This is a genomic window from Pseudomonas sp. Pseusp49 (assembly GCF_059491875.1).
On sequence record NZ_CP168514.1, the window covers coordinates 3,905,817 to 3,922,705 of the forward strand.

The 16,889-nt window shown below is 61.2% G+C and carries 13 protein-coding genes; 8 read left to right on the top strand and 5 right to left on the bottom strand.

The genetic code is table 11. The features are described from left to right. Nucleotides 1-63: 63 nt before the first annotated feature. On the bottom strand, nt 64-948 hold the full coding sequence (locus tag ACEN83_RS17415; RefSeq protein WP_495577864.1) for a LysR substrate-binding domain-containing protein: 885 nt from the start codon (nt 946-948) through the stop codon (nt 64-66). Nucleotides 949-1,289: 341 nt separating this feature from the next. Between ACEN83_RS17415 and ACEN83_RS17420 the strand changes: the two genes are divergently transcribed. Together ACEN83_RS17420 and ACEN83_RS17425 are read left to right on the top strand one after the other, a co-directional pair. Continuing rightward, on the top strand, nt 1,290-1,778 hold the full coding sequence (locus ACEN83_RS17420) for a GFA family protein (RefSeq protein WP_116579210.1): 489 nt from the start codon (nt 1,290-1,292) through the stop codon (nt 1,776-1,778). A gap of 107 nt (nt 1,779-1,885) precedes the next feature. Continuing rightward, on the top strand, nt 1,886-4,123 hold the full coding sequence (locus ACEN83_RS17425) for a TonB-dependent siderophore receptor (protein ID WP_495577865.1): 2,238 nt from the start codon (nt 1,886-1,888) through the stop codon (nt 4,121-4,123). 202 nt (nt 4,124-4,325) lie between these two features. Here ACEN83_RS17425 and ACEN83_RS17430 read toward each other — a convergent pair whose 3' ends face one another. Further along, nucleotides 4,326-4,934 (bottom strand): MiaE family protein, encoded by a 609-nt coding sequence (locus ACEN83_RS17430; RefSeq protein ID WP_116579208.1) that lies wholly within the window; start codon nt 4,932-4,934, stop codon nt 4,326-4,328. Between the two features lie 162 nt (nt 4,935-5,096). Between ACEN83_RS17430 and ACEN83_RS17435 the strand changes: the two genes are divergently transcribed. Further along, nucleotides 5,097-5,960, top strand: a complete 864-nt coding sequence (locus tag ACEN83_RS17435; protein WP_495577866.1) for a universal stress protein — start codon at nt 5,097-5,099, stop codon at nt 5,958-5,960. 83 nt (nt 5,961-6,043) lie between these two features. Here the strand turns inward: ACEN83_RS17435 and ACEN83_RS17440 are convergent, their stop codons facing one another. Next, nucleotides 6,044-6,514 carry a DUF1289 domain-containing protein gene (locus ACEN83_RS17440; RefSeq protein ID WP_495577867.1) on the bottom strand — a complete coding sequence of 157 codons (471 nt, stop codon included), beginning with the start codon at nt 6,512-6,514 and terminating at the stop codon, nt 6,044-6,046. Nucleotides 6,515-6,968: 454 nt separating this feature from the next. Between ACEN83_RS17440 and acnB the strand changes: the two genes are divergently transcribed. After that, entirely contained in the window at nt 6,969-9,569 is a 2,601-nt protein-coding gene (gene acnB / locus ACEN83_RS17445; RefSeq protein WP_033048038.1) for a bifunctional aconitate hydratase 2/2-methylisocitrate dehydratase, read from the top strand. A 181-nt stretch (nt 9,570-9,750) separates the two neighbouring features. Here the strand turns inward: acnB and ACEN83_RS17450 are convergent, their stop codons facing one another. Both ACEN83_RS17450 and ACEN83_RS17455 read right to left on the bottom strand, forming a co-directional pair. Beyond that, complete coding sequence (locus tag ACEN83_RS17450) at nt 9,751-11,403, bottom strand: SulP family inorganic anion transporter (RefSeq protein ID WP_495577868.1); 1,653 nt, start codon at nt 11,401-11,403, stop codon at nt 9,751-9,753. A 149-nt stretch (nt 11,404-11,552) separates the two neighbouring features. Continuing rightward, a complete protein-coding gene (locus ACEN83_RS17455; protein ID WP_015095407.1) occupies nt 11,553-12,833 on the bottom strand; it encodes a serine/threonine transporter in 1,281 nt (426 codons plus the stop codon). Between the two features lie 367 nt (nt 12,834-13,200). On the opposite strand from ACEN83_RS17455, the gene ACEN83_RS17460 reads away from it, so the two are divergent. From ACEN83_RS17460 to ACEN83_RS17475, 4 genes are all read left to right on the top strand, one after another. Beyond that, a complete protein-coding gene (locus tag ACEN83_RS17460) occupies nt 13,201-13,584 on the top strand; it encodes a tautomerase family protein (RefSeq protein WP_015095408.1) in 384 nt (127 codons plus the stop codon). A 27-nt stretch (nt 13,585-13,611) separates the two neighbouring features. Further along, nucleotides 13,612-14,220: a TetR/AcrR family transcriptional regulator gene (locus ACEN83_RS17465; protein ID WP_495577869.1), complete on the top strand. Its 609-nt coding sequence runs from the start codon at nt 13,612-13,614 to the stop codon at nt 14,218-14,220. 474 nt (nt 14,221-14,694) lie between these two features. Continuing rightward, nucleotides 14,695-15,660 (top strand): 2-hydroxyacid dehydrogenase, encoded by a 966-nt coding sequence (locus ACEN83_RS17470; protein WP_495577870.1) that lies wholly within the window; start codon nt 14,695-14,697, stop codon nt 15,658-15,660. A 144-nt stretch (nt 15,661-15,804) separates the two neighbouring features. After that, the gene (locus tag ACEN83_RS17475) at nt 15,805-16,872 is read left to right on the top strand and encodes a phosphotransferase family protein (RefSeq protein ID WP_116579200.1); all 1,068 of its coding nucleotides are present in this window, start codon (nt 15,805-15,807) and stop codon (nt 16,870-16,872) included. Nucleotides 16,873-16,889: the final 17 nt, after the last annotated feature.

A 16,889-nucleotide genomic window follows, 5' to 3' on the forward strand; every position in this document is an offset into this window, starting at 1 on the left:
GCTAAGGGTGTTGGCGACTGGCTCGCCAACGATGATTATTTCGGAATACTTGAATTCAACTCATCAATCGAGCAACTGATCGTTGAACCATTCCAGCATCTGCGCCACGGCCGGACGTTCCAGCCGCACCCGCTCGCACACCAGCGCATATTGGCCCAAGGCAGTCATGCTCGAGGTAAACGGCCGTACCAGGCGGCCGCTGAGCAAATCTTCCTGGGCCGTCAGGTTGTCGCCCATGGCCACGCCCTGCCCTTGCGCCGCAGCCTCCAGCGCAAGCCCCGCATGGGCGAAATACAACTGGCGGTCGGGACGCTGGTCGCCGGCATGGCTGGTGAGCCACGCGGTCCAGGTCTTGCCGTCCTGGTCGTCATGCAGCAGGCAATGGCGGGCCAGGTCCTTCGGGGTTTTCAGCGTGCCCTGGTTGAACAGGCCGGGGCTGCACACGGGGAAGAACTGCAACGCCGGCAGCGGCCGGACGAAATACGCGCTGCTGTCCACCGGGCCGGTGCCGTAGGTGATCGCCAGGTCGATGTCTTCCCCGGGCGCCGTGGCGTCGATCGGTTGTTCGTACAGATGCAGGGTGATGTGCGGATAGCGCGCATAGAAATCCGTGAGACGGCTCATCAGCCACTTTTGCGCCAGCTCGGCGGTTACCGCCAGACGCAGCACCGCGAGCGATGAAGGATCGCGCAGTTCATCGCAGGCGTCGCCAATCAGTTCGAACGCCTGCTGCAAACTCTGCATCAGGCGCCCGGCGGCCAGGGTCGGGCGAATCTGCCGGCCTTCGCGCACGAACAGCGGCATACCGAGCTGCTCCTCGAGCTGGCGAATCTGGTGGCTGACCGCGCTGTCGGTGACACACAACTCGGCCGCCGCCCGGCCGAAATGGGCGTGGCGGGCCGCGCATTCGAAAGTTCGCAGGGCTGCCAGGGAAGGTAATCGTCGCATCAGGTCGTGTCCCGGTTTCGAGGGGGACATGCTGACTTGGCCTTTGGCGGGCGTCCAGTGGGACCGAATTATCGTTCTTCGCGAGCAAGCCCGCTCCCACAGGGGATTGCATTCTAAATGTGGGAGCGGGCTTGCTCGCGAATGGGCCGGTCCATTCACCACAAATCCACCCGCCCATCACCTTCCCTTATGGATCATGACATCCATCCGCACCCGGCACATGCTGGACGTGACCCGCGCACAAAGCGGCGAAGCCGAACTCATCCTGGCTTTTCTCGCCTGTCGATTCACGCTAACGGTCTAGGCTGTTCCGGGTACGCTCAAGACAGCCGGAGGCTCCCATGCAACTCGAAGGTTCCTGCCATTGCGGCGCGGTGTCGTTCAGCCTGACCTGCGCCCACCCCTACCCTTACCAGCGTTGCTACTGCTCGATCTGCCGCAAGACCCAGGGCGGTGGCGGCTATGCGATCAACCTCGGTGGCGATGCCGCCAGCCTCAAGGTGCGCGGGCGCAAGCACATCGCGATTTACCATGCGCGGCTCAAGGAAGAAGGCGACAAACGCGCCCACAGCAGCAGCGCCGAGCGGCATTTCTGCGCGGTCTGCGGCTCGGGCCTGTGGCTGTTCAGCCCGCAGTGGCCGGAATTGATTCATCCGTTCGCCTCTGCCATCGACACGCCGCTGCCGGTGCCGCCGGAACACACGCACCTGATGCTCGGCTCGAAAGCGCCGTGGGTGGAGGTCCAGGCGCAGCCCGGGGATCAGCAGTTCGATCTGTACCCTGAAGAATCCATCGCCCAGTGGCATCAGCGTCTCGGCCTGGCTCGCTGAGAATAATTATCAGTTTTTTACGGCGGCAGTTCCCCTTTGCATGTTTCGTTCGGTTAACCCCTCAGAAGCACTTCAACTACCGATCGATTCGATGCAAAGGGATCCCCATGTCGCACCCGCTTGTCGCCCGTTTCCGTTTTGCCCTGTGCCCTCTGGCCCTGCCCGCCGCCCTGCTGAGCCTCGCCGCCCACGCCGCTGATACCGATGCCGAGAAGAAGCCGGCGAAGGACGACGGTGTACTGCAGCTGGGCGCAACGAACATTTCCGCCCAGGCGCTGGGCGCCACCACCGAAGGCACCCACTCCTACACTACCGGTTCAACGTCTTCGGCCACCGGCCTGCCCCTGTCGATCCGCGAAACGCCGCAATCGGTGACCGTCATCACCCGTCAGCAGATGGACGACCGCGGCGTGCAGACCATCGGCGACGCGCTACGCAACACCCCCGGCATTTCGACGCAGAAGTACGACAGTGACCGCACCGAGTTTTCCGCCCGTGGCTTTGCCATCACCAACTTTCAGTACGACGGCATCAACATCCCGTATGACGGCGTCTACGGTGAAAACCCCAGCAATGGCGACGACGCCTCCAGCCTGGACCACATCGAAATCGTCAAGGGTGCGACCGGCCTGATGACCGGTTCGGGCGACCCGTCTGCCACCGTCAACCTGATCCGCAAGAAGCCAACCAAGGAATTCAAGGCGTCGATCAGCGGCACCGTCGGTTCGTGGGATGCCTATCGCAGCGTCGGCGACATTTCCGGTTCGCTGAACGATTCCGGCAGCGTGCGTGGCCGCTTTGTCGGCGCTTATTCCGACAAGAACGCCTACCAGGATCACTACAGCCAGAAGAAGGACCTGTTCTACGGCATCCTCGAAGCCGACCTGACTCCCGACACCCTGCTGACCTTCGGCGTCGACAAGTCCAGCACCACCCCGCGCGGCTCGTCCTGGACCGGCAACCCGGTGTACTTCTCGGACGGCGGCCGTACCGACTTCCCGCGTTACTTCAACCCGGGCGCCGACTGGAGTCGTCGCGACTTCGACGACATCACCTACTTCGCCTCCCTGGAACAGGCCCTGGCCAACGACTGGACGTTCAAGGCCACTGTCGACCAGAAAACCACCGATCACGACACTCGCCTAGCCTCGGCCAGCGGCGGCAACCCGGACCGCGCCACCGGTGAAGGCATGTTCCTGTACTGGGGTCGCTGGGAAGGTCATCGCGTGCAAAACACCGCTGACGTGAACGTCACCGGCCCCATCTCCCTGGGTGGCCGCGAGCATGAACTGGTGGCCGGTTTCATGGCCTCCCACTCGCGCCAGACCGGCGCGACCTTCGACACCAGCGCCTTCGCCATGGTCCCGGGGAGCATCTACGACTGGAATGGCGATCTGCCGGAACAGGACTTCCCGAAGAACGGCAAGTACGAACGCACCCAAAGCCAGAACGGCCTGTACCTGGCCACGCGCCTGCACGCGACCGATGACCTGTCGATCATCCTCGGCAGCCGCTTGAGCACCTTCAAGTACAACGAAGACTATTCGTACTATCCGGGTGCGGGACTCGATGACACCCATGCCAGCTACAAGGAGCATGGCGTGGTCACGCCTTATGCCGGTGTGGTCTATGACCTGGACGACACCTACTCGGCCTACGCCAGCTACACCAGCATCTACCAACCGCAAACCTACAAGGACATCAACGGTTCGACCCTGGCGCCGGTCGAAGGCGACAGCTACGAAGCCGGCCTGAAAGCCGCCTACTTCGACGGGCGCCTGAATGCCAGCCTGGCCTTCTTCCGCATCGAGCAAGACAACCTCGCCGAATCGATCGGCACCAACCCGGTGACCAACGAAGGCATCTACAAAGCCGTCGACGGCGCGACCACCAAAGGCGTGGAGCTGGAATTGGCCGGTGAAGTGGCCGAAGGCTGGAACGTGTCGGCCGGCTACACCTACGCCCGCACCCGTGACGCTGATGAACAGCGCATCTTCGGCTTCCCGCTGTCCACCAGCAAACCGGAACACGTCGTGCGTACGTTCACCACCTACCGCCTGCCCGGCGCACTGGACAAGGTGACCGTCGGCGGCGGCATCAGCTGGCAGAGCGCGTTCTACGGCAAGATCTACAGCCCGACCGTGGGCGACTACACCCGCATCAAGCAAGGCGGATACACCCTCGTCGACTTGATGAGCCGCTACCAGTTCAACGAGAACCTGAGCTTCACCGTCAACGCCAACAACGTCTTCGACAAACGCTACCTGACAGGCCTGGGCAACTTCGACACCACGTACTACGGCGAACCGCGTAACGTGATGTTGACCACCAGGTGGGATTTCTGAAGCTGGGTACCTGACAAAAAAACCGGCCAGGAAGGCCGGTTTTTTTGGAGGGGACATTCACTGGTTAGGAGGTCACCGTCCCCTGTGGGAGCTGGCTTGCCAGCGATGGTCGTAAACGATAACGCGTGAAAGCTGGATATACGCGGCGCACTCGAGTACATCGCCAGCAAGCTGGCTCCTACAGTTTCCCGGGATTGCGTGATTATGCCGCGACCGGTACGCCGCTATGGAAACGGAATTCCACATCCGGGGATTCGATCAGTTCCTGTTCGGCGGCGCGCACCTTGTCGATCACCTGGGCGATGTCCCTGGCGTCGCCATACTGGTAGGCCAGTTTCAGGTAACCCTGGAAATGCCGGGCCTCGCTCTTGAGCAGGCCAAAATAGAACTTGCCCAGTTCTTCGTCCAGATGCGGCACCAGCGCTTCGAAACGCTCGCAACTGCGGGCCTCGATGAAGGCCCCCACCACCAAGGTGTCCACCAGTTTTACCGGCTCGTGACTGCGCACCACCTTGCGCAGGCCCGACGCATAACGCCCGGCGGACAGCTGGCGCAGGGCAATCTTGCGGCGCTTCATCAGGCGCATGACCTGCTCGTGGTGCACCAGTTCTTCCCGGGCCAGGCGCGACATCATGTTGATCAGGTCGACGTGGGAATGGTACTTGGCGATCAGGCTCAACGCGGTGCTGGCGGCCTTGAATTCGCAGTTCTTGTGGTCGATCAGCAAGGTTTCCTGATCGGCCAGCGCGGCTTGAACCCAGCCGTCGGGGGTGCGGCAGCCAAGGAACTCGTGAATTTCGGGAAGGATCATGGGGCTCACGGACAAATAGGTTCAAAACGAAGGGCGCCGATTATACCGGCCTGCCCGCAGACCACCAGTCGCCAACCGTTGATATGCATCAAGACCCCGAATCGCAGGCAGCAACTATAGTTGTGCAACGCCGTGCTTTTTAATTTTCAGGAGATCGCGCTCATGCAAGCCGTACGCAGCATTCTGGTGGTCATCGACCCCGAACACTCCGAAAGCCTGGCGCTCAAGCGGGCGAAGCTGATCGCCGGGGTGACCCAGGCGCAGTTGCATCTGCTGGTGTGCGACCCCAAGCATGATCACAGTGGCCTGTTGGGTGTGCTCAAGGCCGCTTTGACGGAGGACGGCTATAGCGTCACCACCGAGCAGGCCTGGAACCACAGCCTGCATCAAACCATCGTCGAGGTTCAGCAAGCCGAAGGCTGCGGTCTGGTGGTCAAGCAGCACTTTCCCGACAACGCCCTGAAAAAGGCCCTGCTGACACCCGAAGACTGGAAATTGCTGCGCCAATGCCCTTCCCCGGTACTGCTGGTGAAAACCGCTGGCTCATGGAAAGACAAAGTGATCCTGGCCGCTGTCGACGTCGGCAACACCGACCTCGAACACCGCCACCTGCACGACACCATCATCAATCATGGCTATGAAATCGCAACCCTGGCCAAGGCCCGTTTGCACGTGATCAGCGCCCACCCGTCGCCGATGCTGTCGTCGGCCGACCCGACGTTTCAACTCAGCGAAACCATCCAGGCGCGCTACCGCGAGCAATGCAGGTCGTTCCAGGCCGAGTACGACATCGACGATGAACACCTGCACATCGAGGAAGGCCCGGCGGACGTGTTGATTCCGTTCATGGTGCACAAGCTGCAGGCGGCCGTGACCGTCATCGGCACCGTGGCCCGAAGCGGGTTGTCAGGCGCGTTGATCGGCAATACGGCGGAAGTGGTGCTCGATGCGGTCGAGAGCGATGTATTGGTGCTCAAGCCGACGGAGATCGAGGATCATCTTGAAGAAATTGCCGGCAAGCATTGAGGGCAGATCAAAAGATCGCAGCCTGCGGCAGCTCCTACAGGAAAACACGGTCAATGTAGGAGCTGCCGCAGGCTGCGATCTTTTCAGCCGCCAAAAGCGTCTTTCAGAAACCCCGGCGCAATATAGCGCTGGTAATGCGCCTCGGAGAGCAGGAAAAACTCCCGATCAATGGCATCGCGCAATTCCGGCAGGTTCCAGTCGCGAAACTCCGGCAGCAACACCATCCCGTAGGCTTCCAGGTTGTTGATCACCCGCGCCCCCCGGGCGATCAACTGGTAAGCCCAGCAATATTCCGACTGATGGGGCACGAAACGGATCTTGCGTTGCTCCAGCTGCATCCGCAGCTGCGCCGGATCGAAAACTTCCAGCTTGGCGGCCATCACTTGCGACAGCAATTGCTCGAGACGCAGCCATACAGCGCGCTTTTCCTCCTCGTTGTAACCGTTCCAGTGGATCACTTCGTGGTGGAAACGCTTGCAGCCACGGCACACCAGGTCACCGTAAACAGTAGAGCAAAGGCCGACGCACGGCGTCTTGATGGTCTGATTGGGCATAGGTAGGCAAAACGCGAAAAAGCAGAACAGGCCGGCATGTTAGACCTTTGTCCACCATTGATCACCCCTCAAAGTTCAGGGCCATGGCTAAATCGGCGTTTAGCGGCCGCCACCAAAGTCCAATAAAACCTGACTTACCTTAAATTTTTTTTTGCCGTAGAATCAGCCTGCCTTTTTAGGCGCCAATGTCCGTTAGAAGCTGTTTTCAAAGCGTCACGAGCACAGTCGTTCCTTCAGAGCGGTGTTGGCGAGGGGTTTTTCCAGCGGGGAAAAGCCCAACGCCAACCCTCATCAGCTCCCGTTCTGCAGGCGTAAAACTTTGAAAGCAGCTTCTGTAAGGAATTGTCGGTAATTCTGGCTAAGTGGCTCACAACGCCATGCAGCGCATGAGTACGGCAATTTCGGGATGAGCGTCCCGGACACCCATTTGGGACCACTGATGAGGGTAATAACTGTGCTTGAAGCCTACCGCAAACATATCGAAGAGCGCGCAGCACTGGGTATCGTTCCCCAGCCGCTAAACGCCGAACAAACTGCAGGCCTGGTCGAGCTGCTGAAAAATCCCCCGGCTGGCGAAGAAGCATTCCTCGTTGACCTGATCACCAATCGCGTTCCGCCTGGAGTGGACGAAGCAGCCTATGTCAAGGCCGGCTTCCTGTCCGCCATCGCCAAAGGCGAAGCCAACTCCCCCCTGATCGACAAGAAGCGCGCTGTTGAACTGCTCGGCACCATGCAGGGCGGCTACAATATCGTGACCCTGGTGAACCTGCTGGACGACGCCGAACTGGCGCCAGTAGCTGCCGAAGAACTCAAGCACACCCTGCTGATGTTCGATGCCTTCCACGACGTCGCTGAAAAAGCCAAGAACGGTAACGTTCACGCCAAAGGCGTGCTGCAATCCTGGGCTGACGGCGAGTGGTTCGTGAAGCGCCCGACCCTGGCCGACAAGATCAGCCTGCGCGTATTCAAGGTCACCGGCGAAACCAACACCGACGACCTCTCCCCTGCGCCTGATGCCTGGTCCCGTCCGGACATCCCGCTGCACGCCCTGGCCATGCTGAAAATGGCTCGCGACGGCATCGTGCCTGACGCACAAGGCGTCACCGGCCCGATGAAGCAGATCGAAGAAATGCGCAATGCCGGCTTCCCGATCGCCTACGTCGGCGACGTGGTCGGTACCGGTTCTTCGCGTAAATCGGCGACCAACTCCGTACTGTGGTTCTTCGGCGACGACGTTCCTTACGTGCCGAACAAGCGTGCCGGCGGTTTCTGCTTCGGCAGCAAGATCGCTCCGATCTTCTACAACACCATGGAAGATGCCGGCGCACTGCCAATCGAATTCGACGTATCCAACATGCACATGGGCGACGTGATCGACCTGTACCCGCATGCAGGCAAAGTCTGCAAGCACGGCACCGACGAAGTCCTGACCACCTTCGAAATGAAGACCCCGGTCCTGCTGGACGAAGTTCGTGCCGGCGGCCGTATTCCGCTGATCATCGGCCGTGGCCTGACCGAGAAGGCTCGCACTGAGCTGGGCCTGCCACCTTCGACCCTGTTCAAGAAGCCTGAAGCTCCGGCTGAAAGCACCAAGGGTTTCACCCTGGCGCAGAAAATGGTCGGCAAGGCTTGCGGCGTGACCGGCGTTCGTCCGGGCACCTACTGCGAACCTAAGATGACCACCGTGGGTTCCCAGGACACCACCGGTCCAATGACCCGTGACGAACTGAAAGACCTGGCGTGCCTGGGCTTCTCGACCGATCTGGTGATGCAGTCCTTCTGCCACACCGCGGCTTATCCAAAGCCGATCGACGTGACCACCCACCACACCCTGCCTGACTTCATCATGACCCGCGGCGGTGTTTCCCTGCGTCCGGGCGACGGCATCATCCACTCGTGGCTGAACCGCATGCTGCTGCCGGACACCGTCGGTACCGGTGGTGACTCCCACACCCGTTTCCCGATCGGCATCTCGTTCCCGGCCGGTTCCGGCCTGGTTGCGTTCGCCGCAGCCACCGGCGTCATGCCGCTGGACATGCCTGAGTCGGTCCTGGTTCGCTTCAAGGGCGAACTGCAGCCAGGCGTCACCCTGCGTGACCTGGTTCACGCCATTCCTTACTACGCGATCCAGGCTGGCCTGCTGACCGTAGAGAAGAAAGGCAAGAAGAACGCCTTCTCCGGTCGCATCCTGGAGATCGAAGGCCTGCCTAAGCTGACCGTCGAGCAAGCGTTCGAACTGTCCGACGCCTCGGCTGAACGTTCGGCTGCCGGTTGCACCATCCAGTTGTCCAAAGAGTCGATTGCCGAATACCTGCAGTCCAACATCACCCTGCTGCGCTGGATGATCGGCGAAGGCTACGGCGATGCCCGTACCCTGGAGCGTCGTGCCCAGGCGATGGAAGCCTGGCTGGCCAACCCTGAGCTGATGGAAGCGGACAAGGACGCCGAGTACGCCGAAATCATCGAGATCGACCTGGCCGACATCAAGGAGCCTGTGCTCTGCGCGCCGAACGATCCGGACGACGCCCGCCTGCTCTCCAGCGTTGCTGGCGAGAAGATCGACGAAGTGTTCATCGGTTCGTGCATGACCAACATCGGTCACTTCCGCGCTGCCGGCAAGTTGCTGGAACAGGTCAAGGGTCAGCTGCCAACCCGTCTGTGGCTGTCGCCGCCGACCAAGATGGACGCTCACCAGCTGACCGAAGAAGGCTACTACGGCATCTACGGCAAGGCCGGTGCGCGCATGGAAATGCCGGGCTGCTCGCTGTGCATGGGTAACCAGGCACGCGTAGAGCCGAACTCGACTGTCGTGTCGACTTCGACCCGTAACTTCCCGAACCGTCTGGGTGACGGCGCGAACGTCTACCTGGCTTCGGCTGAGCTGGCGTCCGTGGCTTCCATCCTGGGTCGCCTGCCGACCGTCGAGGAGTACATGGAATACGCTGGCAAGATCGACAGCATGGCGGCCGATGTCTACCGCTACCTGTCCTTCGACCAGATCGCCGAGTTCCGTGAAGCTGCTGCGAACGCCAACATTCCGGTCGTTCAAGCCTAACGCTGCAACGCAATGAAAAACGCCGCCCATCGTGAGATGAGCGGCGTTTTTTTATGCCGATGAAAAGTCACCGCCTGTTCCGGCCTCATCGCGGGCAAGCCCGCTCCCACAGTGATTAATGTCGTTCACAAAACCTGTGGGAGCGGGCTTGCCCGCGATGAGGCCAGCACATTCAGCAGAGTCATTTGTTCAGCTCAAGGGCCTGCTGCACCGCACCATCCACACTCAACCCACTCAGCACCACCCCGTTAGCGGTCACCTGCGGTAACGCCGCCAACGCCGTTTGTGCATCGTCCTTGAGGCGAGCCAGGATCAGGCTCTGGCCTTCCTGATGCACATGCACGAAAAATCCCTGCAACGCCTCAATGCTGGTGCCATCCAGATCCGGCGACTCCTCCAGGCTGAGAATCACCGTATGAATCGGCGTTTGCGAATGCCGGATCAAGTGCAAGGCAGCGCCGAGAATCCGCTCGACATTGGCAAAGAACAACGCTTCAACCGGCCGCACAATCAACACGCCAGGCACGGCCTGGGCCGTTGGATGGCGTTGCAGGTCGACAAAGTCGTGACCGCCATCGATGCGCCCGAGAATCTGGATATCCGCCGCCGACAGTTGCTTGAGCATCAGCAACACACTGATCGCCACCGCCACCAGCAAGCCGTCCAGCACACCCAGCACCAATACCGCACCCACGGCGCAGATCACCAGCACGCGGTCACGGCGCCAGATGAAATAGCGTCCCAGCGGTTGCAGGCTCAAGCCACGCCCCAACGCATGGATAACGATGGCGGCGAGAATCGGTTCCGGTGTCAGGGCGATATACGGCAGCACCGTCAGGACGATGAGCAGCACCACCAGCGCCGCCACGATACCGGCCAGGCGCGAAGTGGCACCAGCGGCCTCATTGGCCGACGTCGCCGAATACCCCGCGCCCGCCGGCATGCCGTGGAACAGACCGGACAGCAGGTTGGAAGCACCCAGCGCCAGCAGGTCGCGATTCGAGGTGACGCGATCACCGTGCTTGAGCGCATAGGCGCTGATCGAGCCATACGACTCGGCATACAGAATCATCACCATGGCGAACGCCAACTCACCCAGACGCAACCAGTCGGCAAACGGCAGTACCGGCAGCTTTGGCACCTCCAGGCTCAGGTCGATCAAGCCGATCAGCTTCACGCCGTAGGCCGGTAGGTCCAGCCACTGCCCCGCTGCGATGCCGATCACCACCACCAGCAAACCACCCGGCAGGTGCCGGAACCGCGCGAACAGCCATAACAAGGCCAACGCCACGGCGCCGACAGCGGCTGCGGCCCAGTTCCATTGCGGCAGTTGTTCCAGCAATTGCGGCAGAAAACCCACCAGGTTGGCTTCGGTCAGATGCACGCCAACCACGCTGGCGACCTGCTTGAGAATGATGGTCAACGCCAGGCCAAAGGCAAAACCACGCAGCACCGGCTTGGCGATGAACGAGGTCACGCTGCCGAGTTTGAACAGCCCGGCCAACAGGAAAAACGCCCCGGTCACCAGCACCAGGCCGATGGCCAGGGTCGAGCGAAGCTCAGGGTCGCCATTGGCCAGGGTGGCGGTCGCGGCGGCCAGCACGGCGGCGGAGGATGAAGTGGCCGAGACAATGGCAAAACGGCTGGTACCGAACAAGCCATAGCACAACAACCCGGCGAACAAGGCGATCACTCCGGCCTGAGGCGCCACTGCGGCGATGCTTGAATAGGCGACGGCTTCGGGCAACAACAGGCCGGCTATCGACAACCCGGCCAACAGGTCCTGCCAGCGGTTGGGTTGCTCGGTGGGGGTTGCGTTGGGGGCGCTCGACAATCGAATGTCTCCAGGCGAAAAAAAAGCCGCTGCACGTATCACGTGCAGCGGCCACTGTAGCTGAAAATCAAAAGATCGCAGCCTGCGGCAGCTCCTACAGGGGAACGCGGCCTACCGTAGGAGCTGCCGAAGGCTGCGATCTCTTGATCTTACGCGCTCAACGAATAAATCAACGCGGTAATCGCCACCAGGCCCACCGCCGTCACGAAGACGTTGGACGCCTGACCGCGATAGCGTGCCATCGCCGGCACCTTGCGAATGGCGTACATCGGCATCAGGAACAGGATCGCCGCGATCACCGGGCCACCGAGGGTTTCGATCATGCCCAGGATGCTCGGGTTCAGCGTGGCGACAATCCAGCACACCACCAGCATGAACGCGGCGGTCATACGGTCCAGGGCCTTGGCGGACGGACGCTGGCCGCTCTTGACGATCAGCCCCTTGAGACCTTCGCTGGCACCGATGTAGTGCCCCAGGAACGACTTGGAGATGGCCACGAAGGCAATCAACGGTGCCGCGAAGGCGATGGTCGGGTTGCTGAAGTGGTTGGCCAGGTACGACAGGATCGACAGGTTCTGCGCCTTGGCTTCAGCCAGTTGCGCTGGCGACAGGGTCAGCACGCAACTGAAGACGAAGAACAGCACCATCACCACCATCAACAGGTGCGCCCGGGACAGGATCTGCGAACTGCGCTCCTCGGCGTGATCGCCGTAGCGACGCTTCTGGTCCACGGCGAAGGCCGAGATGATCGGCGAATGGTTGAACGAGAACACCATCACCGGAATCGCCAGCCACAGGGTGTGCAACAGCGCCGACGGAGCCGGCACGCTGCTGGCGGTGGTCAGGATGCCGCCGTTCCAGTGCGGAACCAGGTACACCGCCAGGAACAGCAAGGCGACGATGAACGGATAGACCATCAGGCTCATGGCCTTGACGATCAGTTGCTCACCGCAACGCACCACCGCCAGCAGGCCGAGGATCAGCACCAGCGACAGCACGGCGCGCGGTGGCGGCGTGATATGCAGTTGATGCTCGAGGAAGCTGCCCACGGTGTTGGTCAGGGCCACGCTGTAGATCAGCAGGATCGGGAAAATGGCGAAGAAGTACAGCAAGGTGATCAGCGCGCCGGCCTTGATGCCGAAATGCTCTTCCACCACTTCAGTGATGTCGGCGCCTTCGCGACCGGACAACACAAAACGGGTCAGCCCGCGGTGCGCGTAGAAGGTCATCGGGAACGCCAGCAACGCCAGGATCAGCAGCGGCCAGAAACCGCCGAGGCCCGCATTGATCGGCAAAAACAGGGTGCCCGCACCAATCGCCGTGCCAAACAGGCCCAGCATCCACGTGGTGTCCTGGCGATTCCAGCTCGAAAGCGTTGCGGGTGTTGCTGCTACATAGCGTTTGTTGACGCTATTGGCCTGATCATTCATCCGGTGGGATCTCCACATTCCGGTCACTTGCCACCCGGTCAGAACGCGTCGGAATACCCGACAGGCAGCGCCCTGGCCGAAACAGGGGCGCGATTCTGGAGGATTAGTGAACAGAAGCAAAGACTTAGGTGAGGAACGGTGGTACCAGATTGACGAGAGTCCCCCTGTGGGAGCGGGCTTGCTCGCGAAAGCGGTGTGTCAGACACATCAATGCTGAATGTGCCGCCGTCTTCGCGAGCAAGCCCGCTCCCACAGGGACTTGGCGGTTTTCAGATCCCGCGCTTGATCGCAAGATGGCGTTTGCCACTTGATAAAGGTCTACCATCATGTATTTTTAAACAACCTGCATTCCTCCTGGAGTCTTCCCATGCCACTGGTTCGCGTCGACATCAAAAAACATCAGGACCCCACCCACGCCAAACGCATCGGCCAACTGATCTACGCCGCCATGCACAGCACCATCGGCGTGCCGGAGAACGATAATTTCCAGATACTCGCCGAACACGATGAGCAGCATTTCATCTTTGATCCCGGTTACCTGGGTATCGACCGCACGGACCAGTTAGTAGTGATCCAGATCACCATGAGCGAGGGGCGCACCGTCGAGCAGAAAAAACGCCTCTACAAAACCATCGCCGAAAGCCTTCACACAGAGCTGGGCGTGCGTCTGGAGGACGTTTTCATCAATCTGGTGGAAGTCAAAAAAGAGAACTGGTCGTTCGGCAACGGAATTGCCCAATACGCCCTCTGATATTCAACCAGCATCCGAGAAAGCCCCATGCCCCGCGTTTCCCGCAAACAAGCCGACCTCAACCGCGAGACCATCGTCGATGCCGCCACGCGGCTGTTCCGCGAACGCGGTTTGCATGGAATCAGTGTGGTCGATGTGATGGCCGCCGCGGGCCTGACCCACGGCGGCTTCTACGGGCACTTCGAATCCCGCGAAGCCCTGGCGCAAGAGGCCAGTGGCCGGGCCTTCGAGCAGGCCGCGCAACGCTGGCAAGCGCGGGTTGCAGCTCAAGAGAGCAAGGACACCGCCCGCCGCGCTGTGGTCGGAACGTACCTGTCCAACGAAAGCCGGGACAATCCGGGTGACAGCTGCCCGGTAGTGGCCTTTGCCGGGGACATGTGCCATGAGGCCGCCGAGAGCGGTTTGCGTCAAACCTATCTGCAGGGCCTGAACAACCTGCTCGATTCCCTGGGCTCACTGCTCGACACCGAGGACGAAGCCGACAAACGGCAGCAGGCGCTGGTGCAGTATTCACTGATGTTCGGCGCGCTGATGTTGTCCCGGGCAACCCGCGGCGATCCACTGTCGGATGAAATTCTCGAGGCGGCACGGGCAGCACTCTCGGCGTCGTCTTTCAGCATTCCCGGGAAACCGTAGGAGCCAGCCTGCTGGCGATGGACTCCAGTGCGCCGCGATCATCCAGTTCGCCCGCGTAATCGTTGACGACCATCGCTGGCAAGCCAGCTCCCACAGGGGCCATGCCCACTCTGCAACTGTAGGAGCCAGCTTGCTGGCGATGGACTCCATTGCGCCGCGTTCATCCAGCTCACACGCGTAATCGTTGACGACCATCGCTGGCAAGCCAGCTCCCACAAAGGACCGCGCCCACGCTAAAACTGTAGGAGCCAGCCTGCTGGCGATGGACTCAAGCGCGCCGCGTTCATCCAGCTCACACGCGTTATCGTTAACGACCATCGCTGCGATGCGGCGACCCGACAAGCCAGCTCCCACACACGCAGTTCCATATGAAATGGCGCAGACCGCGATCGCCGGCGGTTGCCAAGCTATCCTGAAATCAGCAATCTCAAGCGACGTTCGAGCCGATTTTCCGATGCCCACAGGGAGCCAAGCATGCCTGTAACCGTTCTGGTACTGGTTGAAACCATCAATGATTACCTGCCTATCCTCGAACATCAGGGCTTCCACCTGATACTGGCCCCGACGCCCGCCGAGCGTGCCGAAGCCATCGCCCGCCACGCCGGGCAGATCGACGCCGTCCTGACCCGGGGTCCATTGGGGCTGTATGCCGATGAAATCGCCGCGCTGCCCAAACTAAAGATCATCTGCGTGATCGGCGCCGGCTATGAACACGTCGACCTGCAGGCCGCCGCCGACCGGGGCATCACCGTCACCAATGGTGCCGGGGTCAACGCCTCGTCCGTCGCCGACCATGCCATGGCGCTGCTGCTGTCGCTGGTACGCGATGTGCCCCGCTGTGATGCCGCCGTTCGGCGCGGCGAGTGGCCGAAGATCATGCGCCCTTCCCTCGCCGGCAAGCGCCTGGGCATCCTCGGCCTCGGCGCGGTCGGCATGGCCATCGCCAAACGTGCCGGCGCCGGCTTCGACATGAGCATCGGCTATCACAACCGTCAACGTCGCAGCGATGTGCCCTACACGTTCTGCTCCACCCCGACCGAGCTGGCGCGCGCCTCGGACTTCCTGATCGTCGCCACGCCCGGCGGCCTGGGCACCAAGCACCTGATCAATCGCCAGGTGCTCGACGCCTTGGGCCCCCAGGGTTTCATCGTCAACATCGCCCGAGCCAGTGTGATTGCCACCGCCGACCTGATCACCGCCCTGGAGCAACGCCGGATCGCCGGCGCCGCGCTGGATGTGTTCGACGCCGAACCGAAGGTGCCGGATACGCTCAAGACCCTGAGCAACGTGATCCTCACGCCCCATGTCGCCGGACTGTCCCCGGAGGCCACCCAGGGCACCGTCGAACTGGTGGGCAAGAACCTCGTGGCGTTTTTCTCCAGCCAACCGGTGCTGACGCCGATCGAATTGCCGCCGGCCAGGAGCCGGGTCGTTCATTGACGGCAATTCAAACAGCTGTATCAAAAACAATGATTGGTCGGCAACACGCTCACCTATAAGAGCCGATCGCGGTTGTGGCTGCGGGGTGTGCGCATTAGATTAGCCAATAGTTTCAGGCCTCCAGAATAAGCAGAAGGGATAAGCATGGCGCTTACTGACCAGTCCACCCGTATCCGCACCGGCGAAGAGCTCGATGCCAGCCTGATCGATCCATACCTCAAGGCCCATATACCGGGGCTCAGCGGTTTGCCGAAGATCAGCCAGTTCCCGGGCGGCGCTTCAAACCTCACCTACTTGCTGGAATACCCCGAACAAGAGTTCGTCCTGCGTCGCCCGCCCTTCGGCCACAAGGCCAAGTCAGCTCACGACATGGGCCGTGAATTCCGCATCCTCAATCAACTGCGCGACGGATTTCCGTACTGCCCCAAAGCCTACGTGCACTGCACCGACGAATCGGTGATCGGTGCCGAGTTCTACGTGATGGAACGGGTCAACGGCATCATCCTGCGCTCCGACCTGCCGCCGGAACTGGGGCTGGACTCGGCGAAAACCGAGGCCCTGTGCAAGAGCTTCATCGACAAGTTCGTCGAACTGCACCAGGTCGACTACAACGCCTACGGCCTGGGTGACCTCGGCAAGCCGGAAGGCTACGTGGCGCGCCAGATCAAAGGCTGGAGCGATCGCTACGAGAAGGCCCTGACCCCGGACGCGCCACAATGGCAAACGGTGAAAGCCTGGCTCAACGACAAGATGCCGGCCGACCACCCGACCTCCAGCATCGTCCATAACGACTACCGCTTCGACAACGTCATCCTCGACCCGGCCAACCCGATGCAGATCATCGGCGTGCTTGACTGGGAACTGACCACCCTGGGCGATCCGCTGATGGACCTGGGCAACACCCTCGCCTACTGGATCGAAGCCGATGATCCGGCACCGGTGCAGATGATGCGCCGCCAGCCAAGCCACGCGCCGGGCATGTTGACCCGCCGCGAGTTCGTCGATTACTACGCCCAACGCTCGGGCATCCAGATCGACAATTTCGACTTCTACTACACCTACGGCCTGTTCCGCCTGGCCGGCATCGTGCAGCAGATCTACTACCGCTTCTACCACGGCCAGACCCAGGACAAACGCTTCGCGCAGTTCATTCACATGAACAAGCTGCTGGAGCAGATGAGCCTTCAGGTCATCCAGAAATCCAGCCTGTGACCGTCCGCGATCCCTGT

Excerpts from the sequence above, each read along its gene's own strand:
- ACEN83_RS17415 (WP_495577864.1), bottom strand. The coding sequence starts at position 948 with ATGCGACGATTACCTTCCCTGGCAGCCCTGCGAACTTTCGAATGCGCG.
- ACEN83_RS17420 (WP_116579210.1), top strand. The coding sequence starts at position 1,290 with ATGCAACTCGAAGGTTCCTGCCATTGCGGCGCGGTGTCGTTCAGCCTG.
- ACEN83_RS17425 (WP_495577865.1), top strand. The coding sequence starts at position 1,886 with ATGTCGCACCCGCTTGTCGCCCGTTTCCGTTTTGCCCTGTGCCCTCTG.
- ACEN83_RS17430 (WP_116579208.1), bottom strand. The coding sequence starts at position 4,934 with ATGATCCTTCCCGAAATTCACGAGTTCCTTGGCTGCCGCACCCCCGAC.
- ACEN83_RS17435 (WP_495577866.1), top strand. The coding sequence starts at position 5,097 with ATGCAAGCCGTACGCAGCATTCTGGTGGTCATCGACCCCGAACACTCC.
- ACEN83_RS17440 (WP_495577867.1), bottom strand. The coding sequence starts at position 6,514 with ATGCCCAATCAGACCATCAAGACGCCGTGCGTCGGCCTTTGCTCTACT.
- ACEN83_RS17455 (WP_015095407.1), bottom strand. The coding sequence starts at position 12,833 with ATGAATGATCAGGCCAATAGCGTCAACAAACGCTATGTAGCAGCAACA.
- ACEN83_RS17460 (WP_015095408.1), top strand. The coding sequence starts at position 13,201 with ATGCCACTGGTTCGCGTCGACATCAAAAAACATCAGGACCCCACCCAC.
- ACEN83_RS17465 (WP_495577869.1), top strand. The coding sequence starts at position 13,612 with ATGCCCCGCGTTTCCCGCAAACAAGCCGACCTCAACCGCGAGACCATC.
- ACEN83_RS17470 (WP_495577870.1), top strand. The coding sequence starts at position 14,695 with ATGCCTGTAACCGTTCTGGTACTGGTTGAAACCATCAATGATTACCTG.
- ACEN83_RS17475 (WP_116579200.1), top strand. The coding sequence starts at position 15,805 with ATGGCGCTTACTGACCAGTCCACCCGTATCCGCACCGGCGAAGAGCTC.